This is a genomic window from Mycobacterium sp. DL592, from assembly GCF_011694515.1.
Lineage (GTDB): Bacteria > Actinomycetota > Actinomycetes > Mycobacteriales > Mycobacteriaceae > Mycobacterium.
The window spans coordinates 1,352,896-1,374,030 of the sequence record NZ_CP050192.1 but is presented as its reverse complement, the minus strand read 5'-3'; the positions used below and the strand labels follow the sequence as shown (position 1 = coordinate 1,374,030).

23 protein-coding genes and 1 tRNA gene are annotated in these 21,135 nt (G+C 68.7%); 7 read left to right on the top strand and 17 right to left on the bottom strand.

What is annotated here, in order from left to right; translation table 11 throughout:
• Window positions 1-77: 77 nt before the first annotated feature.
• Together HBE64_RS06680 and HBE64_RS06675 are read right to left on the bottom strand one after the other, a co-directional pair.
• Window positions 78-734 (bottom strand): cation transporter, encoded by a 657-nt coding sequence (locus tag HBE64_RS06680; protein ID WP_167099417.1) that lies wholly within the window; start codon window positions 732-734, stop codon window positions 78-80.
• 29 nt (window positions 735-763) lie between these two features.
• A complete protein-coding gene (locus HBE64_RS06675; RefSeq protein WP_243841616.1) occupies window positions 764-1,063 on the bottom strand; it encodes a helix-turn-helix transcriptional regulator in 300 nt (99 codons plus the stop codon).
• 228 nt (window positions 1,064-1,291) lie between these two features.
• On the opposite strand from HBE64_RS06675, the gene HBE64_RS06670 reads away from it, so the two are divergent.
• Both HBE64_RS06670 and HBE64_RS06665 read left to right on the top strand, forming a co-directional pair.
• On the top strand, window positions 1,292-1,717 hold the full coding sequence (locus tag HBE64_RS06670) for a metalloregulator ArsR/SmtB family transcription factor (protein WP_167099414.1): 426 nt from the start codon (window positions 1,292-1,294) through the stop codon (window positions 1,715-1,717).
• Window positions 1,714-2,763: a cation diffusion facilitator family transporter gene (locus HBE64_RS06665; protein ID WP_167099411.1), complete on the top strand. Its 1,050-nt coding sequence runs from the start codon at window positions 1,714-1,716 to the stop codon at window positions 2,761-2,763. Before HBE64_RS06670 ends, HBE64_RS06665 begins: the two co-directional genes overlap by 4 nt.
• Here HBE64_RS06665 and HBE64_RS06660 read toward each other — a convergent pair.
• Window positions 2,764-2,850, bottom strand: a tRNA-Leu gene (locus tag HBE64_RS06660).
• A gap of 97 nt (window positions 2,851-2,947) precedes the next feature.
• Here HBE64_RS06660 and HBE64_RS06655 point away from each other — a divergent pair.
• Both HBE64_RS06655 and HBE64_RS06650 read left to right on the top strand, forming a co-directional pair.
• Window positions 2,948-3,337 carry a hypothetical protein gene (locus HBE64_RS06655; RefSeq protein WP_167099408.1) on the top strand — a complete coding sequence of 130 codons (390 nt, stop codon included), beginning with the start codon at window positions 2,948-2,950 and terminating at the stop codon, window positions 3,335-3,337.
• A complete protein-coding gene (locus HBE64_RS06650) occupies window positions 3,334-3,693 on the top strand; it encodes a DUF3817 domain-containing protein (RefSeq protein ID WP_167099405.1) in 360 nt (119 codons plus the stop codon). Before HBE64_RS06655 ends, HBE64_RS06650 begins: the two co-directional genes overlap by 4 nt.
• Here HBE64_RS06650 and HBE64_RS06645 read toward each other — a convergent pair.
• Genes HBE64_RS06645 through clpS form a run of 12 tightly spaced genes read right to left on the bottom strand, consistent with a single transcriptional unit; the run spans window position 3,683 to window position 12,642 of the window.
• Window positions 3,683-5,152, bottom strand: a complete 1,470-nt coding sequence (locus HBE64_RS06645) for an MFS transporter (protein ID WP_243841516.1) — start codon at window positions 5,150-5,152, stop codon at window positions 3,683-3,685. The genes HBE64_RS06650 and HBE64_RS06645 overlap by 11 nt on opposite strands.
• A gap of 50 nt (window positions 5,153-5,202) precedes the next feature.
• A complete protein-coding gene (gene rdgB / locus HBE64_RS06640) occupies window positions 5,203-5,814 on the bottom strand; it encodes an RdgB/HAM1 family non-canonical purine NTP pyrophosphatase (protein WP_167099399.1) in 612 nt (203 codons plus the stop codon).
• 11 nt (window positions 5,815-5,825) lie between these two features.
• Window positions 5,826-6,605, bottom strand: coding sequence for a ribonuclease PH (gene rph / locus HBE64_RS06635; protein WP_167099396.1), 780 nt, complete (start codon window positions 6,603-6,605; stop codon window positions 5,826-5,828).
• 19 nt (window positions 6,606-6,624) lie between these two features.
• Window positions 6,625-7,398 (bottom strand): cyclic nucleotide-degrading phosphodiesterase, encoded by a 774-nt coding sequence (locus HBE64_RS06630; RefSeq protein ID WP_167099393.1) that lies wholly within the window; start codon window positions 7,396-7,398, stop codon window positions 6,625-6,627.
• A gap of 58 nt (window positions 7,399-7,456) precedes the next feature.
• Window positions 7,457-8,278, bottom strand: coding sequence for a glutamate racemase (gene murI / locus HBE64_RS06625; RefSeq protein ID WP_167099390.1), 822 nt, complete (start codon window positions 8,276-8,278; stop codon window positions 7,457-7,459).
• The gene (locus tag HBE64_RS06620) at window positions 8,275-8,946 is read right to left on the bottom strand and encodes a rhomboid family intramembrane serine protease (protein WP_167099387.1); all 672 of its coding nucleotides are present in this window, start codon (window positions 8,944-8,946) and stop codon (window positions 8,275-8,277) included. Before HBE64_RS06620 ends, murI begins: the two co-directional genes overlap by 4 nt.
• A gap of 30 nt (window positions 8,947-8,976) precedes the next feature.
• Window positions 8,977-9,948: a PLP-dependent cysteine synthase family protein gene (locus HBE64_RS06615; RefSeq protein WP_167099384.1), complete on the bottom strand. Its 972-nt coding sequence runs from the start codon at window positions 9,946-9,948 to the stop codon at window positions 8,977-8,979.
• Window positions 9,945-10,241, bottom strand: coding sequence for a MoaD/ThiS family protein (locus tag HBE64_RS06610; protein ID WP_167099381.1), 297 nt, complete (start codon window positions 10,239-10,241; stop codon window positions 9,945-9,947). Before HBE64_RS06610 ends, HBE64_RS06615 begins: the two co-directional genes overlap by 4 nt.
• Before the next feature lie 19 nt (window positions 10,242-10,260).
• A complete protein-coding gene (locus tag HBE64_RS06605) occupies window positions 10,261-10,641 on the bottom strand; it encodes a Mov34/MPN/PAD-1 family protein (RefSeq protein ID WP_243841615.1) in 381 nt (126 codons plus the stop codon).
• Between the two features lie 59 nt (window positions 10,642-10,700).
• Window positions 10,701-11,735, bottom strand: coding sequence for a P1 family peptidase (locus tag HBE64_RS06600; RefSeq protein WP_167108798.1), 1,035 nt, complete (start codon window positions 11,733-11,735; stop codon window positions 10,701-10,703).
• A gap of 2 nt (window positions 11,736-11,737) precedes the next feature.
• On the bottom strand, window positions 11,738-12,325 hold the full coding sequence (locus HBE64_RS06595; RefSeq protein WP_167099375.1) for a DUF2017 domain-containing protein: 588 nt from the start codon (window positions 12,323-12,325) through the stop codon (window positions 11,738-11,740).
• An 11-nt stretch (window positions 12,326-12,336) separates the two neighbouring features.
• Complete coding sequence (gene clpS / locus HBE64_RS06590; protein WP_167099372.1) at window positions 12,337-12,642, bottom strand: ATP-dependent Clp protease adapter ClpS; 306 nt, start codon at window positions 12,640-12,642, stop codon at window positions 12,337-12,339.
• A gap of 104 nt (window positions 12,643-12,746) precedes the next feature.
• Here clpS and HBE64_RS06585 point away from each other — a divergent pair, with 104 nt between their 5' ends.
• The 3 genes from HBE64_RS06585 (at window position 12,747) to HBE64_RS06575 (ending at window position 17,517) form a co-directional block, all read left to right on the top strand.
• Entirely contained in the window at window positions 12,747-14,003 is a 1,257-nt protein-coding gene (locus tag HBE64_RS06585) for a nicotinate phosphoribosyltransferase (RefSeq protein WP_243841614.1), read from the top strand.
• The gene (locus tag HBE64_RS06580; protein WP_167099366.1) at window positions 14,000-15,991 is read left to right on the top strand and encodes an ATP-dependent DNA helicase; all 1,992 of its coding nucleotides are present in this window, start codon (window positions 14,000-14,002) and stop codon (window positions 15,989-15,991) included. The genes HBE64_RS06585 and HBE64_RS06580 overlap by 4 nt, the downstream gene beginning before the upstream one ends.
• Window positions 15,992-16,074: 83 nt before the next feature.
• Window positions 16,075-17,517: a neutral zinc metallopeptidase gene (locus tag HBE64_RS06575; RefSeq protein WP_167099363.1), complete on the top strand. Its 1,443-nt coding sequence runs from the start codon at window positions 16,075-16,077 to the stop codon at window positions 17,515-17,517.
• A 72-nt stretch (window positions 17,518-17,589) separates the two neighbouring features.
• Here HBE64_RS06575 and HBE64_RS06570 read toward each other — a convergent pair whose 3' ends face one another.
• Window positions 17,590-18,315 (bottom strand): MspA family porin, encoded by a 726-nt coding sequence (locus HBE64_RS06570; protein ID WP_371744106.1) that lies wholly within the window; start codon window positions 18,313-18,315, stop codon window positions 17,590-17,592.
• Between the two features lie 120 nt (window positions 18,316-18,435).
• Complete coding sequence (gene glgP / locus HBE64_RS06565; RefSeq protein WP_167099360.1) at window positions 18,436-21,018, bottom strand: alpha-glucan family phosphorylase; 2,583 nt, start codon at window positions 21,016-21,018, stop codon at window positions 18,436-18,438.
• Window positions 21,019-21,135 lie beyond the last annotated feature (117 nt).

Here is a 21,135-nt window from a genome sequence, read left to right as displayed (position 1 = left end):
CACCATGATGACGCATCCGGTCCGTTGGCGGCCACTGACAGCCCCGCCGTGCGCATCCGCGAACCCGACCGGCGTGATCAGGAATCGCAGCACCCGCACCCGTCGTCGTCGGTCTTGGTAGGCATCACCGGCGCGCAGCAGTTCTCACCTTTCCACGCCTCGCGCCCCTCTCGGATTGCGACAGCAGCGATCACCAGCGCGGCGATGGGGTCGGCCCAAGACCAGCCGAACAGGATGTTCAGTAACAGCCCGACAAGCAGCACCGCCGACAAGTACGTGCACAACAAGGTCTGCTTGGAGTCCGCGACCGCTGAGCGCGAACCGAGTTCACGTCCCGTGCGCCGTTGGGCCCATGCCAACACCGGCATGACGACGAGGCTGACGGCGGCCAGTGCGATGCCGATGCTGGAATGCCGTGGCTCGGCAAAGCCCAAGAGAGAGCGCAGCGATTCGACACTGACATAGAGGGCCAGACCGAAAAAGGAGAAGGCGATGATCCGTAGGGCGGCTTTCTCCCGCGCCTCATGGTCACGCCCGGAGAACTGCCAGGCGACCGCTGCCGCCGAGGCGACCTCGACAAGGGAGTCCAGGCCGAAGCCGATGAGCGCGGTCGAGGACGCGCGGGTGCCCGCAGTAAGTGCGACCGCAGCTTCGATGATGTTGTAGGTGATCGTTGCAGTCACCAGCAGCCGGATTCTCCGCGTCAGCACCTTACGGCGGTCGGCCTCGGGCATCTGGGGCACTGCCTGGCCGCGGGTGGCCACTACACCGTCTCCGCGGGGCGGCGGCTCACACCGTAGTTCGGGCACACCGCGACCACGTGGCCGGTAGCCATCAGCACTGCCTCGGCGCCGGCTAAGAGGTCCACTACGGCGGGTTGCACGAGCCGGAACAGCGACGCCCGACCAAGCGGCTCGGATTCGACTAAACCGCAATCCTTAAGACAGGCAAGGTGTTTGGAGACTGTGGACTGCGCTAGGCCCACCTCATCGACCAGGTCGGTGACGCGGGCCGGGCCGCAGGCGAGGCGACGCAGAATTGCTAGGCGCGTCACGTCGCCCAGCGACCGGACAGAGCTGCCGCCGGGGCCAACTCCGCAGTTGTCGGGTTCGACAGCGCTGGCATCGCCATAAGGCGACGATATAGGGGATGAGGACGTCTTCCGATGTCGAGCAGCCGGCACCCAAAACGGGCTCAGCACCTCCGGGCCTCCGTCTACGGGCCTGGCTGGTTAAGCGCGGAAGTTGACGCGGATTAGCCGCTGGCCGCGCTAGTCCCGTACTATCTGCGTATGAATGCAGATAAGGTGGCATGCTCCCGGCGGCTTCCCGATGACCAGGTGGACCTGGTGGTCGAAGTGTTTCGGATGCTGGCCGATGCCACCCGCGTTCAGGTGTTGTGGGCCTTGACCGGCCGCGAGATGTCGGTCAACGACCTTGCCACGCACATCGGAAAACCTGCCCCTTCGGTGTCTCAGCACCTCGCCAAGCTGCGGATGGCGCGGCTTGTCCGCACCCGCCGCGACGGGACCACGATCTTCTACAGCCTCGACAACGACCACATCGGACAACTGGTCACCGATGCGGTGTTCAACGCTGAACACGCAGGCCCTGGTGTGCCCGGTCACCACCGCGACGCCGCAGAACTGGCCACCCTGCACCCCGAGAACACTTATCCGGCAACGGATCCGGCTCGACGGAAGGAACGCCGCCGATGACCCACGAGGCCCGCCCCGACACCGCAGACCACGGTCACCGACACGACCACGGCCACAGTCACGACCATGGTCACGGCCACACCCATGACGGGCGCGGCGGTAAGGTCGGCGCCGGGCTGCGGGAGGTGTTCGCCCCGCATAGCCATGACGCCTCCGACAGCATCGACGGCGCCCTGGAGTCCAGCGCCGCCGGCATCCGGGCGGTGAAGATCAGCCTGATCGCCCTCGTGGCAACCTCCGTCGCACAAGTGGTGATCGTGGCGTTCTCCGGGTCCGTTGCGTTGCTGGCCGACACCATCCACAACTTCTCCGACGCCCTGACCGCCATACCGCTGTGGATCGCGTTCGCGCTCGGAACCAAGGCCGCCACCCGTCGCTACACCTACGGCTTCGGACGAGCCGAAGACCTTGCGGGACTTTTTGTGATCGCGATGATCACGTTGTCGGCCATCGTCGCCGGGATCGAAGCGATTCGTCGCCTCATCAACCCAGTCCCGATCAACCATGTCGGCTGGGTCGCCACGGCCGGGTTGGTCGGCTTCATCGGTAATGAGCTCGTCGCCGTCTACCGCATCCGCGTCGGTCGCCAGATCGGCTCAGCGGCCTTGATCGCCGACGGATTGCATGCCCGCACCGACGGATTCACCTCGCTTGCCGTGGTCGCGGGGGCCGCCGGTGTTGCCCTCGGCTTCCCCTTGGCCGACCCCATCATCGGCCTGCTCATCACCGTGGCGATTCTCGCGGTCCTACGTACCGCCGTACGCGACGTGTTCCGCCGCCTCATGGACGGCGTGGACCCTGCCCTCGTGGAGACGGCGGAAGCCGCACTCGCCGCCGAACCCGGTATCACCGAGGTGCGGAGCGTGAAGATGCGCTGGATTGGTCACCGCCTCCATGCCGATGCCGAGCTCGACATCGACCCCGCCACCAGCCTCACCGATGCGCACCGCATCGCCCATGAAGCCGAGCACACCCTGACCCACGCCGTCCCGAAGTTGTCCTCGGCACTTGTGCACGCCTACCCGGCGACGACCCATACCCACTGATGGTGCGGGCGGAGGGACTCGAACCCTCACGCTCTTTCGAACAATGGCACCTAAAGCCATCGCGTATGCCAATTCCGCCACGCCCGCAAGACTGCCGATCCTATCGCGACGCGCAGGGTCGGCCCCAAGTGCTGATCGTCACGGCCTGATGAACCCATAACCCCTGGCACGGTACCGTCGTGGTGTGTCCACGACCCGCCGCAACAGGTTTGCGCTGATCGCCTTGGTGATCGTCGCCGCCTGCGGCTGCCTGGCTCTGGGCTGGTGGCAATGGACCCGCTACGAGTCGACGTCGGGCTCCTTCCAGAACCTCGGATACGCCCTGCAATGGCCCATGTTCGCGGGGTTCTGTGTGTACGCCTACCGCAAGTTCGTCCGCTACGAACAGGCACCGCCCACCCTACCGTCGTCCACCGACGCCGTCACCGAGATTCCCGCCGGACTTCTCCCCGAACGTCCCACGGCCTCAACAGAATCCGATGATCCGGTGATGCGCGAATACAACGCCTATCTCGCCGAGCTCGCCGAAGCCGACAAGGCCGAGGACCACCACCAGAACAGGACGACTACATGAGCGCACCCGACACCCCGGAAGCCCACACCCAGCCGACCGTGCCGATCGAGAAGATCCGCAGCGCGCTCAACGGCTACCGGGTGATGGCGTGGACGACGGGCATCTGGCTGATCGCGCTGTGCTACGAGATGGTGATGAAGTACATCGTGAAGGTGGACAACCCGCCGACATGGATCGGTGTGGTGCACGGCTGGGTCTACTTCATCTACCTGCTGTTCACCGCGAACCTGGCGGTCAAGGTGCGCTGGCCGATCGCCAAGACCATCGGGGTCCTGCTGGCCGGCACCATCCCGCTGCTCGGCATCATCGTCGAGCAGGTTCAGACCCGCGAGCTCAAGGCCCGCCTCAACCTCTGACCAAGGGGCCGTCGGTCAGCTCGGCCTCGTCGGCCGGCCAGTCGTCTGCGGCGACGTCGTCGTCCAGATCGGCCGCGGCGGGGATCGTCATCGCGATGACCGCGGCCAGCGCCGCGACACCGGCTGCGATCAGCAGCGCGGTGCGCAGACCGTGCAGTGACGGCACGGTGTGCCCGGCGTAGCTGATCGTCATCGTCGCCAGCACCACACCGATCACCGCGCTGGACACCGACGTGCCCAATGACCGTGCCAGAGCGTTGATCCCGTTGGCGGCGGCCGTTTCCGACATGGGCACGTTGGCGTTGATCAGCGCCGGCAACGACGAGTACGCGAAGCCCACCCCGAGGCTGATGGCGATGTTGACCACCATCACCGCGGCAGGGCTGGCGATCAGCCACAGCGCAGCCAGGTAGGCGAGCCCGATGATCGCCGAGCCGCAGACCAGAGTGAACTTGGGACCGCGACGCCCGGCCATCCGGGCCGCCACCGGGGACGCAAGCATCATCGCGAGCCCGCCCGGGGCCAGCCACAGACCGGCCTGCACCATCGACTGCCCCAGGCCGTGCCCGGTCCCGGTGGGCAGTTCGAGCACCTGCGGGGCTACCAGCCCGAACGCGAACATCGAGAAACACACCAGCACCGCCGCGATGTTGGTGGTCAACACCGGGCGCCGCAGCGTGGTCCGGAGATCGACGATCGGTGACGGAGTGCGGAACTGCCAGCGGGCGAAGACGCCGAACACCACCAACGAGACGGCAAACAGTGACAGCGTGGTCGAACTCGTCCACCCCCACGTCGACCCCTTGGAGATCGGCAGCAGCAGGGTCACCAACGCGATCGCGAGCAGCACGGTGCCAAGGGGGTCGAACTTGTCCGGCGAGCTGGCCGGGATGTCGGGCACCAGGAAGTGAAATAGCACCACCGCCAGGATGCCGAGAACGCCGGCGCCCCAGAACAACGTGTGCCAGTCGGCCATCTGGGCCACCACCGCCGACAGCGGCAGGCCCAGCGCGCCACCGACGCCGAGCGATGAGCTGATCAGTCCCATGGCCGGGCCGACCCGATCTACGGGCAGCGCCGAGCGCAGCACACTGATGGCCAGCGGAATGATCGGTAGGCTCATGCCCTGCAATCCGCGCCCGATGATGAACGGCACCAGCGAGCTGGTGGCCGCGGCCAGCAGTGAACCGGCCGCCATGGTGCCCGCACAGATCATCAGCATCGGCTTGGGGCCGTGCATGTCACCCAGGCGGCCGAACACCGGCGTGGCCACCACGGCCGTCAGCAGCGTGACGGTGATCGTCCAGGACGCATTCGACGGGCTGGTGTTCAACAGAGCCGGCAGCTCGGGGATCAGCGGGATCATCAGGGTCTGGGTCAACGACACCGCGATGCCGGCGGCCGCCAGGACCGCGATCAGAACACCGGGGTGCGTCGCCCGGACCGAATGACGACCCACGCCAGCATCATGACACATTAGATGCGCTAGACAAATTGCCGACGACAGTGTCAGCCGGCCAGCGCGCGCAGCGCGGGCAACAGCAGCGTCAATGCACGTCCGCGGTGGGAAACCGCGTCCTTCTCAGTGGGACTCAGCTCGGCCGCACTGCGGGTCTCGCCCTGCGGTACGAAGATCGGGTCGTAGCCGAATCCGCCCGCACCGCGGGGCTCGCGGGCGATGACGCCGGGCCACTGGCCGCGCACCACGGTGTGGTCGTCCGGTCCGGGGCCGTGCACCAGCGCGCAGGCCGACACGAACGCCGCCGAGCGCCGTTCGTCGGGCACGTCGCGCAGCTGTGACAGCAGCAGTTCATAGTTGGCGACGTCGTCACCGTGGCGTCCGGCCCATCGCGCCGACAGCACGCCGGGCATGCCGTTGAGGGCGTCGACCGCCAGGCCCGAGTCGTCGGCGACCGCAGGCAGACCGGTGGCCGCGAAGGCGTCCCGCGCCTTGGCCAGGGCGTTGTCCTCGAAGGTGGCACCCGTCTCGGGCGCCTCGTCGAAGGCGGGCACGTCGTCGAGAGAGACCAGCGTCAGTCCCGAGACGCCGGCGGCATCGAGAACCCGGTGCAGTTCGGCCAGCTTCTTGCGGTTGCGGCTGGCGACCAACAGGCGCGTCATGAACCCGGACGTCAGCTTCCGAACGCCTTCTTCGGTGTCGGCCCGTCGGGCAGCACCCCGGGGTACGGCAGCTCCAACGCCTCACGCTGCACCGCGAACAGCGTCTCGCAGGCCGCCAGCGCGGCATCGAGCATCTTGTCCAGTGTGGTGCGCGGGAACGTCGCGCCCTCGCCGGTGCCCTGGATCTCCACCAGCGTCCCGGTGTCGGTGGCCACCACGTTCATATCGACCTCGGCGCGCGAGTCCTCCTCGTAGGGAAGATCGACCCGCACCCGGCCGTCCACCACGCCGACGCTGATCGCCGAGATGGCGCACGACAGCGGTTTGGGATCCGACAGCTTGCCGGCGGCGGCCAGGTAGGTGACGGCATCCGAGAGAGCTACGTAGGCACCGGTGATCGCCGCGGTGCGGGTACCGCCGTCGGCCTGCAGCACGTCGCAGTCGATGGCGATGGTGTTCTCCCCCAACGCTTTCAGGTCGATGCAGGCGCGCAGTGAGCGCCCGATCAGCCTGCTGATCTCCTGAGTGCGCCCGCCGAGGCGGCCCTTGACCGACTCGCGGTCCGAGCGGGTGTGGGTGGCACCGGGCAGCATCGCGTACTCGGCGGTCAGCCAGCCCTCCCCCGAGCCCTTGCGCCAACGCGGGACACCCTCGGTGACACTGGCCGTGCACATGACGCGGGTCTCGCCGAAGGTGATGAGTACCGAGCCTGCGGGATGGGACGTGAAGCCGCGGGTGATCGTTACCGGGCGCAGCTCGTCGTCAAGCCTGCCGTCTTGTCGTCGTGACACCTGGCAACCCTAGCGCCTGTCAGTGCCGGCGGATCTCGATGCTCTCCCCGCAGACCACCGCGTGCACCGGGCCGTCGAACTCGGCCTTGGCCTCGCTGATGACGTCCTCCCGCGATGTCCACGGCGGGATGTGGGTGAGCAGCAGCTCCCCGACCCCGGCCAGCTTGGCCATTCGGCCCGCTTCCGTGCCGGACAGGTGCAGATGCGGGGGCCGTTCGGGTGCGTGGGTCCACGACGCCTCGCACAGGAACACGTCGGCGCCGGTGGCCAGTTCGACCAGCGACTCGCACACCCCGGTGTCGCCGCTGTAGACCAGCGTCGCCCCGGACGGGTCGGTGATGCGCATCCCGAAAGACTCGGTCGGATGGGTGACCAACCGCGGGAGGACGGTCAGCGCGCCGAACGTCACGGGCGAGCCGTCCTGCCAGTGCCGGACCTCGAAGATGTCGGAGAAGTCGTCGAGTTCCCCACCCATCGGTGCGGACGCCGCTGCCAGCCGCGACCAGGTGTCACTCGGGCCGTACATGATGCCGCGGCCCTTGGCCGGTGTCGGGTGGTAGCGGCGCCACACGAACAGGCCCGGCAGATCCAGGCAGTGGTCGGCGTGCAGGTGCGACAGCAGGACGTGGACGTCGTTGGGGTCGGCGTAGCGCTGCAGCGCCCCCATCACGCCGCCGCCGAAGTCCAGGACGAGCGGCGGAGTGTCCGGCGCGGTCAGCAGATAGCCGGACGCCGGCGAATCAGGCCCGACAACACTGCCGGAGCAACCGAGGACGGTGATTCGCACACCCACAAGCTTGCCATGCCCCGGTGGTCAGAGAGGAAAACATGACCGCTTTGAATATCGAGAATCACTTCTCCGCGCCGACGTGACGGGCGACGGGTTCGACCCCGGTGATCGCCGGCCCCAGGAAACGCGACGCCAGCGCCAGGAACGACTCCGGATCACCGGTGGCCTCGAACACCCGCGTCGCAGCCGGCGCGTCATGCGGTCGCAGCAGGTCACGTTCGGTCAGGACCCGCAGCAGATCCTTTGCGGTCTCCTCGGCGCTGGACACCAGCGTCACCTGATCGCCCATGGCCAGCTGGATGAGCCCCGACAACAGCGGGTAGTGCGTGCATCCGAGAACCAGCGTGTCGACCTGCGCGCGCTGCAGCGGTTCGAGGTAGCCCTCGGCGAGATTGAGCACCTGGCGGCCGCTGGTGACACCGCGCTCGACGAAGTCGACGAAGCGCGGGCAGGCCACCGCGGCGACGTCGACGTCGCGGGCCGCGGCGAACGCGTCCTGATAGGCGCCCGACGCGATGGTGGCCTGAGTGCCGATCACGCCGATCCGACCGGTGCGGGTGGTGGCCACCGCGCGCCGCACGGCGGGCAGGATCACTTCGACGACGGGCACGTTGTAGCGTTCCCGCGCGTCACGCAGGCACGCCGAGGATGCGGTGTTGCAGGCGATGACGAGCGCCTTGACGCCGCGGTCGACGAGGTCGTCGCCGATGGCCAGGGCGTGGGCGCGGACCTCCGGGATGCTCAGCGGGCCGTACGGTCCGTTGCCGGTGTCGCCGACGTAGATGATGTCCTCGTCGGGCAGCTGGTCGATGATCGAGCGGGCCACGGTCAGCCCGCCGACACCGGAGTCGAAGATGCCGACCGGTGCGAAGCGGTCGCTCATGAGGTCAGGCCGGGAAGCTGGCCGGCCTTCTTGCGTTGCCGCGCCTTGCGCTCCGGTGCGGACAGCCAGTAGGCGGCCAGCACGCCGGCGATCGCACCGCAGAGGTGGCCCTGCCAGGACACCCCGCCGCAGCGGTCGAGTTCGGGGACCGCGCCCCACAGCACACCGCCGTAGACCAACAGCACCGCGATCGAGGTGACGATCCACCAGACGTGCCGGGTCAGCCAGCCGAACACCAGCAGGAACGCCAGCCAGCCGAAGATCAGCCCCGACGCACCGATGTGATTGGTCTCCAGGTTGCAGCCGAGGTTGCCGATCAGCCAGGTGCCCAGGCCGCCCAGCACCCAGATGATGGCCGTCGCGAAGACGAACCGCGACATGCCCGCCAGCGTCACCAGGAAGCCGAGCACCAGGGCCGGCACCGTGTTGGCGATCAGGTGTGGCCAGCCGCCGTGCAGGAGCGGCGCGAAGAGGATGCCCCACAGGCCGTCGGTTTCCAGCGGCCTGATGCCGTTGCGGTCCAGCGCATGCCCGGACAGCTGGTCGACGAGCTCGATGACGTAGAGCAGCGCGACGAACGTCAGGATGGTCGCGCCGCCGACCTTCCACGCGGGCGGCTTCTTCGGCTCCGGCGCCGGGGTCAGCGGATAACCCAGCGGCTGGTTCATCCGGTACCCGATCCCATCACGCCTCCGATGTCATGCCCAGAGCTGGCCCTCCAGGGCGTCCTCAGCTTCATCCAGGCTACCGGCGTAGGCACCGGTCGACAGATACTTCCATCCGGCGTCGCACACGGTGAAGGCGATGTCGGCGCGCTCGCCGGCCTTGATCGCCTTGGCCGCCATCCCCAGCGCGGCGTGCAGGATCGCGCCCGTGGAGATGCCGGCGAAGATTCCCTCGACCTGCACGAGTTCGCGGGTACGCCGCAGCGCATCGTGCGAGCCCACCGAGTAGCGGGTGGTGAGCACGTCGGGGTCATACAGCTCCGGGATGAAACCTTCGTCGATGTTGCGCAGCGCGTAGACGCCTTCGCCGTAGCGCGGCTCGGCGGCCACAATCTGAACACCCGGGACATGCTCGCGCAGGAACCGGCCGGTGCCCATCAGGGTTCCGGTGGTGCCCAGCCCGGCCACGAAGTGGGTGATCTCGGGCAGGTCGGCGAGCAGCTCGGGTCCGGTGCTGTAGTAGTGGGCGTCGGCGTTGGCCTGGTTGCCGTACTGGTAGAGCATCACCCAGTCGGGATGCTCGGCGGCCAGTTTCTTGGCGGTAGCCACCGCGGTGTTGGAACCGCCCTCGGCCGGGGAGAAGATGATCTCGGCGCCGTAGAGCTCCAGGATCTGGCGGCGCTCGATCGAGGTGTTCTCCGGCATCACACAGATCAGCTTGTAGCCCTTGAGCCGGGCAGCCATCGCCAGCGAGATGCCGGTGTTGCCGCTGGTGGGTTCCAGGATCGTGGTCCCAGGCTTCACCAGGCCGTCGCGCTCGGCCTGCTCGATCATCCGCAGGGCGGGACGGTCCTTGATGGAGCCGGTGGGATTACGGTCCTCGAGTTTGGCCCACAGCCGCACGTGCGGCCCGTCGGCGGTGTCGTCCCAGCGGGGCGACAACCGCGGCAGGCCGACCAGCGGGGTGTGCCCGACCGCCTGCAGCAGCGAGTCGTAGCGGGTCAAGGTGTCCCCACCGCGCCGCCGGCGACGGCGGGCAGGATCGTCACCGAGTCGCCGTCGGAGATCTCGGTGGCCAGCCCGCCGGAGAATCGGACGTCCTCGTCGTTGACGTAGATGTTGACGAAGCGGTTGAGCTTGCCCCCATTGGCTGAGTCGACCAGACGCTCGGAGATGCCGGAGTAGTTCGCCTCCAGGTCAGCGATCACTGCCTGCAGCGTGTCACCGGCGGCGGTGACACGCTTCTCCCCGCCGGTGTGGCTGCGCAGGATCGTCGGGATGGACACGGTGACACTCATTGGGGCGCCTTTCTGATGGCTAATACTGCTCGACGATGGTGACGGGTTCTTCGGTGACGACGCCGTCGACGATCCGGTAGCTGCGCAGTTCGTGCTGCTCGGGGTCGCGGGTGGAGACCAGGACGTAGTGCGCGTCGGGTTCGGAGGCGAACGAGATGTCGGTGCGGCTCGGGTAGGCCTCGGTCGCGGTGTGCGAGTGGTAGATGACGACGGGAACCTCGTCGTTGTCGTCCATCTCGCGCCAGACCTTGAGTTGCTCGCCGGAGTCGAAGCGGTAGAACGTCGGGGATCGCTCGGCGTTGAGCATCGCGATGTGGCGGTCCGGGCGGTCGGAGCCCTCGGGTCCGGCCAGCACGCCACAGGCTTCGTCGGGGTGGTCGGCGCGGGCGTGGGCGACCATGGCGTCGACCAGGTCGGCACGGATCACCAGCACGGCGGGGCTCCTCCTAGGGCAGTCGGTCAGCGAGCGGTCGGCTCACCGAACGCACCGGGCAACATGTCACGGTAGGTCGGTATTCCTGCCACGGTTTCGGCGGCCAGCACGCCGACCAGTACCGCGCGCGCCAAACAGTCTGCCCCGGCCGCCCCCAATGCCGCGACCAGCTTGGTCTCCGGCGACATCGCGACCGGGGTGTCGGGGTCGGGTTCGACCTCGACGGCGCCGGTGGCCAACGCGAAGACGGTGTCCCCGTCGAGCGGGGTGTGGGCGGGCCGGATCGCGTGCGCCAGCCCGTCCTGGGCGGCGACCGCGAACCGGTTGCAGGCCATCGGGCTCAGCGCCGCGTCGGTGGCGACGACAGCGATGGTGGTGTTGAGCGGACCGGACTTCGCGTCCAGTGCGGCGAAGGCAGCGATCTCCTCGGCGGGCGGCGCGACCAGCCCGAACTCGTCGATCAGCCGGGCCATCCACGGCAGCCCGGTGCCGGGGTCGACGACGTTGCCCGCGCTGTTCACCACGACGATCGCGCCGACGGTCACCCCGTTGTCGAGCTTGATGGACGCGGTACCCACACCGCCCTTGAGGACGCCGGCCCGCGCCCCGACACCGGCTCCGACCGTGCCCACGGCGACGTCGGTGCCCGCCGAGTGGGCGGCGGCGAACCCGAATTCTGCGGTCGGCCTGCACGCCCAGCCGCCGACGGGAAGATCGAAAATCACCGCGGTCGGAACTATCGGCACCACGCCGCCGTCCATCTGGACGCCGCGGCCCTGTTCCTCCAGCCACGTCATCACCCCGTCAGCCGCCGCGAGACCGTAGGCGCTGCCGCCGCTGAGCACGACGGCGTCGACGTGGCGGACACTGTTGGCCGGGTCGAGCAGATCGGTCTCGCGGGTGCCCGGCGCACCGCCGCGGACGTCGACGGCCCCGACGGTTCCCGGTGGGGCGATGACGACGGTGCTGCCGCACGCCCAGCCCGTGCCGAGGGTGGCGTCGGGGTCAAGCCGGTGGTGCTGGCCAACCAGGATGCCCGCGACATCGGTGATCGAGCCCAGGCTCATCGGATCGGTTTTCCCATCAGACCCAGCACGAGGTACTCCTGCAGCACGGTGAGCCACTGGTAGACGTCTAGGTGCCCGGCCAACGGATGCTCGGGCGGCAGCCGGTCAAGGCCCTCCGGGCCGATCTCGAGCATGGCGCCCAGCGCCAGCCGGACGTCGTTGACGGCGGCGATCCAGGCGTTCGCGTCCTCATCGGTCAGTTCGAAACGGGCCCCGTCATCCGGCAGAGTGTCCAGAACTCGTTGGGCGGCAGCCTTTTTCGCATCGATGATGTCCGGCTCGTGCAGGCTGCGCAGTGCGCCGTTGAGGCTTTCCGCCGCGGCCGAACCCGCCGGGTGCTCACGCTGAGGCCGGAAGAAGTCGGGCAGCAGCCTGCGCATGGTCGAGTCCTCAGGCGGCTGGGAGTTGCCGGTGCGGATACCGGTGAGCTCGGCCAGCGGATCCGAGGGTGCGGCGGATTCGCGCTCGGAGAGCATGCCGTGCACCGAGCGCACCATGTTCTTCAGCAGCGCCGCCTCGTGGGGGGCCAGCGCCGAGCGGAAGCGGGGGCCGTCAGCGGTCTCCACCCGCTTCCATTTGCGCATTAGGACCGGACTCAGCGGTCCTGCTGCATGGTCGCCCACAGACCGGCCGCATGCAGCTTGGTCACGTCGACCTCCATGGACTCGCGGCTGCCCGAGGACACCACCGCTTTACCTTCGTTGTGCACCTGCAGCATCAGCTTGGTCGCCTGCGGCTCGCTGTACCCGAACAGCTTCTGGAAGATGTAGGTCACGTAGTTCATCAGGTTCACCGGATCATCCCAGACGATGGTGACCCACGGGCGGTCCACGGCCTCAACCGTGTCGGTTGCCTGCTGCCCGCTGGTCCCCGGCCGGGTCGGTGCTGCTGACGCGCCCATGCGAACAAGGATAGCGAGCCACCGCAATAACGACCCAATGCCGTGGCAGCCGATACCGTTGCGCTGTGACCGCCGCGCTGCTGACGGACAAATACGAGCTGACGATGCTGTCGGCGGCCCTGCGGGACGGCACCGCGGGGCGTCGGACCACCTTCGAGGTGTTCGCCCGCCGGCTACCCGACGGGCGCCGCTACGGCGTGGTGGCCGGCACCGGCCGGTTCCTGGAAGCGTTGGGCGAGTTCGTCTTCGACCAGGCCGCCTTGGATTCGCTGGCGTCGTTCCTGGACCCGGTGACCCTGGACTATCTGGCGCAGTTCCGCTTCGGCGGTGACATCGACGGCTATGCCGAGGGCGAGCTGTACTTCCCGGGCTCGCCGGTTCTGTCGATCAGCGGCACGTTCGCCGAGTGCGTGGTGCTCGAGACGCTGGCGTTGTCGATCTTCAATCACGACACGGCGATCGCCTCGGCGGCGGCCCGCATGGTCAGCGCCGCCGAGGGCCGGCCGCTGATCGAGATGGGCTCGCGGCGCACCCACGAGCAGGCGGCGGTGGCGGCGGCGCGCGCGGCCTATATCGCCGGGTTCGCCGGCACGTCGAATCTCGAAGCGCAGCGGCGGCACGGGGTACCCGCCCTGGGCACCAGCGCGCACGCGTTCACGATGTTGCACACCACCGCGTCCGGGCCCGACGAGCCTGCCGCGTTCCGGGCGCAGGTCGAGGCCCTGGGACTCGACACCACGCTGCTGGTCGACACCTACGACGTGACGGCCGGAGTGGCCAATGCGATCGCGGTCGCAGGGCCCGGGCTGGGGTCGGTCCGGATCGACTCCGGCGACCTCGGGGTGCTGGCCCGCCAGGTACGTCAACAGCTCGACGCACTCGGGGCCACCGGCACCCGGATCGTGGTCTCCGGTGATCTCGACGAATATTCGATCGCCGCGCTGCGGGCCGATCCCGTCGACAGCTACGGGGTGGGCACCTCGGTGGTGACCGGCTCTGGTGCGCCGACGGCGAGCATGGTCTACAAGCTGGTCGAGGTCGACGGGATCCCGGTGCAGAAACGCAGCAGCCACAAGGAGTCCCACGGCGGTCGTAAAGCGGCGACGCGACTGTCGCGCCCCAGCGGGACGATCACCGAGGAGGTGGTCCATCCGGTCGACGAGCCACCGCAGACCTCCGAGCCGTCGCGGCAGCTGACGGTCGCGCTGGTCCGCAACGGAAAGCCCTTGGCCACAACACGTTTGGATGCCGCACGCGATCTGGTGGCGGCCGGACTTCGCAGCCTGCCGTGGGAGGGCCTGGCGCTGTCGCAGGGCGAGCCGGCGATCCCCACCCGCCAGGTGCCGGTGCGGCATCGGTGAGCGCTGACAAACTCCCGCCGGTCACCGACCTGCTGGCCACCGCGGTGGCCGGGCTCGGCGGCAGCCAGCGACCCGGTCAGGTGCAGATGGCCGAGGCGGTGGCCCATGCGCTGGAGTCCGGTGAGCATCTGGCCGTGCAGGCCGGCACCGGCACCGGCAAGTCGCTGGCCTATCTGATCCCGGCGATCGCGCGGGCGATCGCCGAGGAGAAGCCGGTGGTGGTGTCGACGGCGACCATCGCCCTGCAGCGTCAGCTCGTCGACCGCGACCTGCCCCGCCTCGCCGACTCACTGGCCGGCGTGCTGCCGCGGCGACCCCGGTTCGCGTTGCTGAAGGGCCGGCGGAACTACTTGTGCCTGAACAAGATCCACGGCGCCGACGACCGCGAACCGGACGAGTCCCAGGTAGAGTTGTTCGAGCCGATGGCCGCCTCGGCGCTGGGCCGCGACGTGGCGCGGTTGACGGCGTGGGCCTCGCAGACCGAGACCGGCGACCGCGACGAGCTGACACCGGGGGTGCCCGAACGGTCGTGGTCACAGGTCAGCGTCTCGGCCCGGGAATGCCTCGGGATGGCCCGCTGCCCGTACGGTGCGGACTGTTTCTCGGAGAAGGCGCGCGGTGTGGCCGGCAATGCCGACGTCGTCGTCACCAACCACGCCCTGCTGGCGATCAACGCGATCGCCGAGGCGTCGGTGCTGCCCGAGCACGAGTACGTCATCGTCGACGAGGCGCATGAGCTCGTCGACCGGGTGACGTCGGTGGCTACCGGCGAGCTGACCCCCGCGCCGCTCGGTGTCACGGCACGGCGGATCGGCCGGCTGGTGCGCCCGGAGCTCAGCGAGCGAATGGAGGCGGCGGTCGCGACGTTCTCCTCGGCCATCCACGACGCCACCCCGGGGCGCATGGATTTCCTCGATGACGAGCTGGCCACCTATCTGACGGCGCTGCGTGATGCGGCCAACTCGGCGCGGGCCGATATCGACCCGTCCCCGAAGGATCCGAAGGCGGCCGCAGCCCGCACCGAGGCGATCGCAGCGCTGACCGAGATCGGTGATACCGCGGCGCGGGTGCTGGACTCGTTCGTCCCGGCGATCCCGGACCGCACCGACGTGGTGTGGCTCGACCACGAGGAGACTCGGGGAGCTGGAGGGACCGTGCGGCCGGTACTACGAGTGGCTCCGCTGTCGGTGTCGGGCCTTCTGCGCGGGCGGCTGTTCGGCACCGCCACCGCCGTCCTGACCTCGGCGACGCTGAGCATCGGCGGATCCTTCGATGCGATGGCCCAGTCGTGGGGTCTGGCCGACGGACCGGCATGGAAGGGCCTGGACGTCGGTTCACCGTTCGAACACGCCAAATCCGGGATTCTCTACATTGCCGCCCATCTGCCCCCGCCCGGCCGGGAGGGCACCGGCAGCGAGGCCCAGCTCGACGAGATCGCCGGACTCATCGAGGCCGCCGGCGGCCGGACGCTGGGCCTGTTCTCCTCGATGCGCGCGGCCAAAGCCGCCGCCGAGGCGATGCGCGCCCGGCTCGACACCCCGATCCTGTGCCAGGGCGAGGACAACACCGCGGCGCTGGTCGCCAAGTTCGCCGCCGACCCGGAGACCTCGCTGTTCGGCACGCTGTCACTGTGGCAGGGCGTCGACGTTCCCGGGCCGTCGCTGTCGCTGGTCCTCATCGACCGGATCCCGTTCCCGCGGCCCGACGATCCGCTGCTGACCGCACGACAGCGCGCCGTCGCGGCCCACGGCGGCAACGGCTTCATGGCGGTCGCCGCCGCACACGCCGCCCTGCTGCTGGCCCAGGGAGCGGGCCGGTTGCTGCGCCGCGCCGAGGATCGCGGGGTGGTCGCCGTGCTCGACTCCCGGATGGCCACCGCCCGTTACGGTGGCTACCTTCGCGCGTCGCTGCCGCCGTTCTGGACCACCACCGACGCCGAGCGCGCCAAACACGCACTTCAACGATTGCGCGGCGACGTCGCGCGCTGAATTGGGATCGGTAGCGCCCGACAACCACACTATTGTTGGAGCGAAATTCCCACTGATGCCCGACCCCTGGGAGGGGTGGCCCCATGCGCCGACGACATCTCGCACGCCTGCTCGCCGTTGCAGGCGCCGCGGTCGTCCTGGCCGGCTGCGGCTCGACCATCTCGGGCAAGCCCGTATCGATCTTCGCCGACCCGTTCAAGGTGGCCGGTCTGCAGGCCGTCGACGGCGACAGCGGGTTGCGACCCAACGCCGAGGCACCCAGCCGAAAGGTCACCGGCGGTGACGGCGGCAAGGTCGACGAGATCGCCGCGCAGTCGGTCAGCGATCTGGAGAAGTTCTGGGACACCGCCTACGGCGAGACGTTCGGCGGCAAGTTCGAGCCCGTCAAGGCGCTCATCTCGTGGAACTCCGACGACTACGGCGGCACGTTCTGCGACGAGTCCACCGACGGCCTGGTCAATGCCGCATTCTGCGAGGACGACAACACCATCGGCTGGGATCGCGGCGTGCTGATGCCGTCCCTGCAGGCGGCCAACGGTGACATGGCGATCACGATGGTGCTGGCCCACGAGTACGGCCATGCCATCCAGAAACTGGCCAAGCTGAACAAGAAGGGCACCCCGACCCTGGTCGCCGAGCAGCAGGCCGACTGCCTGGCCGGGGTGTACATGCGCTGGGTCGCCGAGGGCAACTCGCCGCGCTTCACCCTGTCCACCGGCGACGGCCTGAACAATCTGCTGGCCGCGATGATCTCCTTCCGCGACCCGTTGCTGAGCCAGGACGACTACTACGACACCGGCGACGAGCACGGCTCGGCGTTCGAGCGGATCTCGGCCTTCCAGTTCGGGTTCACCGACGGGGCGTCGTCGTGCAAGGCGATCGACGCCCAGGAGATCGGTCAGCGCCGCGGCGATCTGCCCGTCGAGTTGCAGTCCGACCAGACCGGCGAGTGGCCGGTCAGCGAGGAGTCGACGAAGTCCATCGTCGACGCGATGAACATCCTGTTCTCCCCGAAGAACCCGCCGCAGCTGACCTTCGACGCCAGCAAGGCGTCGGCTTGCCCAGTCGCCCGGCCGAGCCCGCCGGTGTCGTTCTGCCCGTCGACCAACACCATCGCCGTCGACCTGCCGGGCCTGCAGAAGATGGGCACGTCCAACGAGGGTGACCAGACCTCGCTGGTGCAGGGTGACAACACCGCGTACTCGGCGCTGGTGTCGCGCTACATGCTGTCGCTGCAGCATCAGCAGGGTGGGCTGGTCCTCGACAATGCCGAGGCGGGGCTGCGTACCGCGTGCCTGACGGGCGTGGCCACCACGAAGCTGTCCAAGGAGGTCACCACCCCCGACGGCAACACGGTCGCGCTGACCGCGGGCGATATCGACGAGGCGGTGTCGGGGTTGCTGACCAACGGCCTGGTTGCCAGCGATGTCAACGGCGAGACCGTGCCTGCCGGGTTTTCCCGCATTGACGCGTTCCGCATCGGTGTGCTCGGCGACGAGGACCGCTGCATCAAGAGGTTCCCGTAGGGCTGACCACTGTGGGCCCTGTGCACACGAAACGGCCCCGCAGCGTGCATAACCCGCACAGTCGGGGGTCGCTCAGATTTTTTTGGTGACCCCGTACCAGGACAGGATGGCGTCACCCTCGTCGGTGGATTTGGTCAGTGTCGCATACGACCGGATGAAGGACTCCCCCACACAGCCGTCGATCTTGACGTGGAAGTTGCTGATGGAGACCCAGGGCGCGGCGCCCTTGTACTCCTTTTTGGTCACCGGGACGACGTTGATGATGCCCGGCTTGAGGCCGACGGTGATGCCGCCGCCGATGTTGGCGCCGAGGCCCGGTGAGATGCCGTCGGGCAGCACGCCGGGAAAGTCCAAACCAAAGTAGCCGATCGACGGGCTGATGCCGGCCGTCCCGGTCAGGGAGACGCCGTTGGAGGTGCTCATGTCGATGCCGCAGCCGATCTGGTAGCCGACCTCGAACACTCCTTTGGGCGAGTCGCCGCCGCCGCTGAGCGAGCCGTTGTAGACCCCGCCGACGATGTATTCGCGCGACGAGATCGCGGTGGTCAGTGGAGCCGACGGCATCTGGACCTCGTCCTTGGCCGAAATGGTCAGGGTCCAGCCGTCGGGCGACTTCGTGACCGCGGGCGGGGTGGATTCGACCCTGCCGTCGTCGACAGGAGGGGCACCCGGATCGGGTGCTGCGGACACCGGCTGGGCGTCCGGGGCGGCGGGGTCGGGGTCGGCGGAGGCCGGGGCCATCGCGGCCGCCAACAAGCTACCCACCAGCGCCACCGTTGCCGCACCTCGAACTAACACTGCCCGTTATGCCTTCCCGGGAATCCGCTCGTCCGCCCCGATGCGAGATCGATAGGCACTCCCTGTGGGAACCTACATGCGGCACCCCTGCCCTGCTAACCGGATCCGGAACCGTCAGCGTTACGCCATCACCACTAGGCCGAGCTCGTTGTCGGCGGCCAACAGCGGGTTGTGCGGCAGCACCCGCACCGTGTAGCCGACCGACCCGGCCACCGGAAGCGGCGTCGTCGTGGAGAACAACTCGGTGTCACCGTCGCCCGGTCCGGTATGGGTCATCGGCACCGACGTCGGCTCCTGCAGGACGTCGGTGTCATCGACGCGGCCCAGCACCGCCTCGACGACGACCTCCTCGGGCCGCAGCCCGGCGAGGCGCACGGCGGCGGTCAGCGTCAGCTCGGAGCCCAGCAGCGGGGTGTCGGGCAGGCCGGTGCTGTCGACGTCGGTGATGGCGATGTTGGGCCACGCCTCGCGTGCCCGCAGCCGGTAGGCGCTCAACTCACGGGCCGCACCGAACGGCAGACCGTCGACGGGCTCGACGGTCCGGCGCAACGACTGTGCGGCCGGCGCGTAGTACTTCTCGGTGTAGTCGCGCACCATCCGCGACGCCAGCACCTTGGGGCCCAGCGTCTGCAGGGTGTGGCGCACCATCTCGACCCAGCGGGTCGGCACGCCGGCCTCGTCGCGGTCGTAGAACCTGGGGCCCACCGAATGTTCCAGCAGGTTGTACAGGGCGGCGGCTTCCAGGTCGTCACGGCGCCCCTCGTCGGTCAGGCCGTCGGCGGTCGGTATCTCCCAACCGTTTTCGCCGTCGAACCACTCGTCCCACCAACCGTCCCGGATGGACAGGTTCAGCCCGCCGTTGAGGGCGCTCTTCATCCCCGAGGTGCCGCACGCCTCCAGCGGTCGCAACGGATTGTTCAGCCACACATCGCACCCCCAGTACAGGACGCGCGCCATCGACATGTCGTAGTCGGGTAGGAAGGCGATGCGGTGGCGGACCTCTGGCCGGTCGGCGAACTTGACGACCTGCTGGATGAGGGCCTTGCCGGCATCGTCGGCGGGGTGCGACTTGCCCGCGACGATGAGCTGCAGGGGCCGCTCGGGATCGAGCAGCAGGGCCTCGAGGCGCTGCGGGTCGCGCAACATCAACGTCAGGCGCTTGTAGGTGGGCACCCGGCGGGCGAAGCCGATGGTGAGCACATCGGGGTCGAAAGCCGTTGCGATCCAACCTAGTTCGGCCTCCGATGCGCCCCGCTCCTGCCAGGACCGGCGCAGCCTGCGGCGTACGTCCTCGACCAGGGTCGCCCGCAGCTGCGATCGGATCCACCAGATGTGACCCGGCCCGACTTCCTGCAGCCGCTGCCACACCTGGGGCTCACGCAACGCCTCAGTGGAACCGGCGAGCTCGCGGCCGAGCTGCAGCCACTGCGGCGCCGCCCAGGTCGGGCCGTGCACGCCGTTGGTGATCGACCCGATCGGCACGTCACCGGGGTCGAATCCCGGCCACAGCTCATCGAACATCTGCCTGCTGACCCGGCCATGCAGCAGCGAGACCCCGTTGGCCCGCTGCGCCAGCCGCAGACCCATGTGCGCCATGTTGAACTTCGTCGGATCGTCCTCGGCACCGAAGGCGAGCACCCGGCCCACCGGCACCCCGGGCAGCAGCCCGGCAGGCCCGTCGTCGCCGAAGTAGCGCTGCACCATCTCCACCGGGAACCGGTCGATCCCCGCCGGCACCGGGGTGTGCGTGGTGAACACGGTGCCCGCGCGGACGACGGTCAGCGCGGTGTCGAAGTCCAGCCGCTCGGCGGCCATCAACTCCCGGATCCGCTCCACACCGAGGAAGCCGGCATGGCCCTCGTTCATGTGGAACACGTCGGGTGCAGGCAGGCCCTCGATGGCGGTGAACGCGCGGATGGCCCGCACCCCGCCGATGCCGGCCAGCAGCTCCTGCTTGATCCGGTGCTCCTGGTCGCCGCCGTAGAGGCGGTCGGTGACGTTGCGCAGGTCGTGCTCGTTCTCGGGGATGTCGGAGTCGAGCAGCAGCAGCGGAATCCGGCCGACCTGGGCCACCCAGACCCGCGCCCGCAGCTGTTTGGAGTCCGGCATCGCCAACTCCACCAGAACGGGTGCGCCCGCCGCGTCGGTGAGCAGCCGCAGCGGCAGCCCCTGCGGGTCCAGCGACGGATAGTTCTCCCGCTGCCAGCCGTCGGCGGTCAGCGACTGCCGGAAGTATCCGGAGCGGTAATACAGGCCGACGGCGATGAGCGGCAAGCCCAGATCCGAGGCCGACTTCAGATGGTCGCCGGCCAGGATGCCCAGGCCGCCGGAGTAGTTCGGCAACACCTCGGCGACACCGAACTCCATCGAGAAGTAGGCGATGCCGGTCGGCATGGTTGCCGGATCCTGTTCCTGGTACCACATCGGGCGGGCCAGATAGTCGTCGAGATCGGCGGCCAGCTGATCCAGGCCGGCCAGGAATCCGTCATCCTCGGCGAGCTCGTCGAGCCGCTTGGGTGATACCGCGCCGAGCAACGCGACCGGGTCCTGACCGGTCAGGTCCCACAGCTGCGGGTCGATGGCGGCAAAGAGGTCCTGCGTCGGCTTGTCCCACGACCAGCGCAGGTTGGTCGACAATCGGCCCAGGGCCGAGAGTCGCTCGGGCAGGTGGGCACGGACTGTGAACCTACGCAGCGCCTTCACGTGACCCAACCTTACTGAGGCAGCTGGCCGAGCGTGCGCTTCTTCCCCTCGCACCGACTCGGCCCACTACGGTGTGAACTGAGCGTGATGCGGTTACCCGAGAAGGCACGGACGAGG

Excerpts from the sequence above, each read along its gene's own strand:
- HBE64_RS06680 (WP_167099417.1), bottom strand. The coding sequence starts at position 734 with ATGCCCGAGGCCGACCGCCGTAAGGTGCTGACGCGGAGAATCCGGCTG.
- HBE64_RS06670 (WP_167099414.1), top strand. The coding sequence starts at position 1,292 with ATGAATGCAGATAAGGTGGCATGCTCCCGGCGGCTTCCCGATGACCAG.
- HBE64_RS06665 (WP_167099411.1), top strand. The coding sequence starts at position 1,714 with ATGACCCACGAGGCCCGCCCCGACACCGCAGACCACGGTCACCGACAC.
- HBE64_RS06650 (WP_167099405.1), top strand. The coding sequence starts at position 3,334 with ATGAGCGCACCCGACACCCCGGAAGCCCACACCCAGCCGACCGTGCCG.
- rdgB (WP_167099399.1), bottom strand. The coding sequence starts at position 5,814 with ATGACGCGCCTGTTGGTCGCCAGCCGCAACCGCAAGAAGCTGGCCGAA.
- murI (WP_167099390.1), bottom strand. The coding sequence starts at position 8,278 with ATGAGCGACCGCTTCGCACCGGTCGGCATCTTCGACTCCGGTGTCGGC.
- HBE64_RS06620 (WP_167099387.1), bottom strand. The coding sequence starts at position 8,946 with ATGAACCAGCCGCTGGGTTATCCGCTGACCCCGGCGCCGGAGCCGAAG.
- HBE64_RS06610 (WP_167099381.1), bottom strand. The coding sequence starts at position 10,241 with ATGAGTGTCACCGTGTCCATCCCGACGATCCTGCGCAGCCACACCGGC.
- HBE64_RS06605 (WP_243841615.1), bottom strand. The coding sequence starts at position 10,641 with ATGGTCGCCCACGCCCGCGCCGACCACCCCGACGAAGCCTGTGGCGTG.
- HBE64_RS06595 (WP_167099375.1), bottom strand. The coding sequence starts at position 12,325 with ATGCGCAAATGGAAGCGGGTGGAGACCGCTGACGGCCCCCGCTTCCGC.
- clpS (WP_167099372.1), bottom strand. The coding sequence starts at position 12,642 with ATGGGCGCGTCAGCAGCACCGACCCGGCCGGGGACCAGCGGGCAGCAG.
- HBE64_RS06585 (WP_243841614.1), top strand. The coding sequence starts at position 12,747 with ATGCTGTCGGCGGCCCTGCGGGACGGCACCGCGGGGCGTCGGACCACC.
- HBE64_RS06575 (WP_167099363.1), top strand. The coding sequence starts at position 16,075 with ATGCGCCGACGACATCTCGCACGCCTGCTCGCCGTTGCAGGCGCCGCG.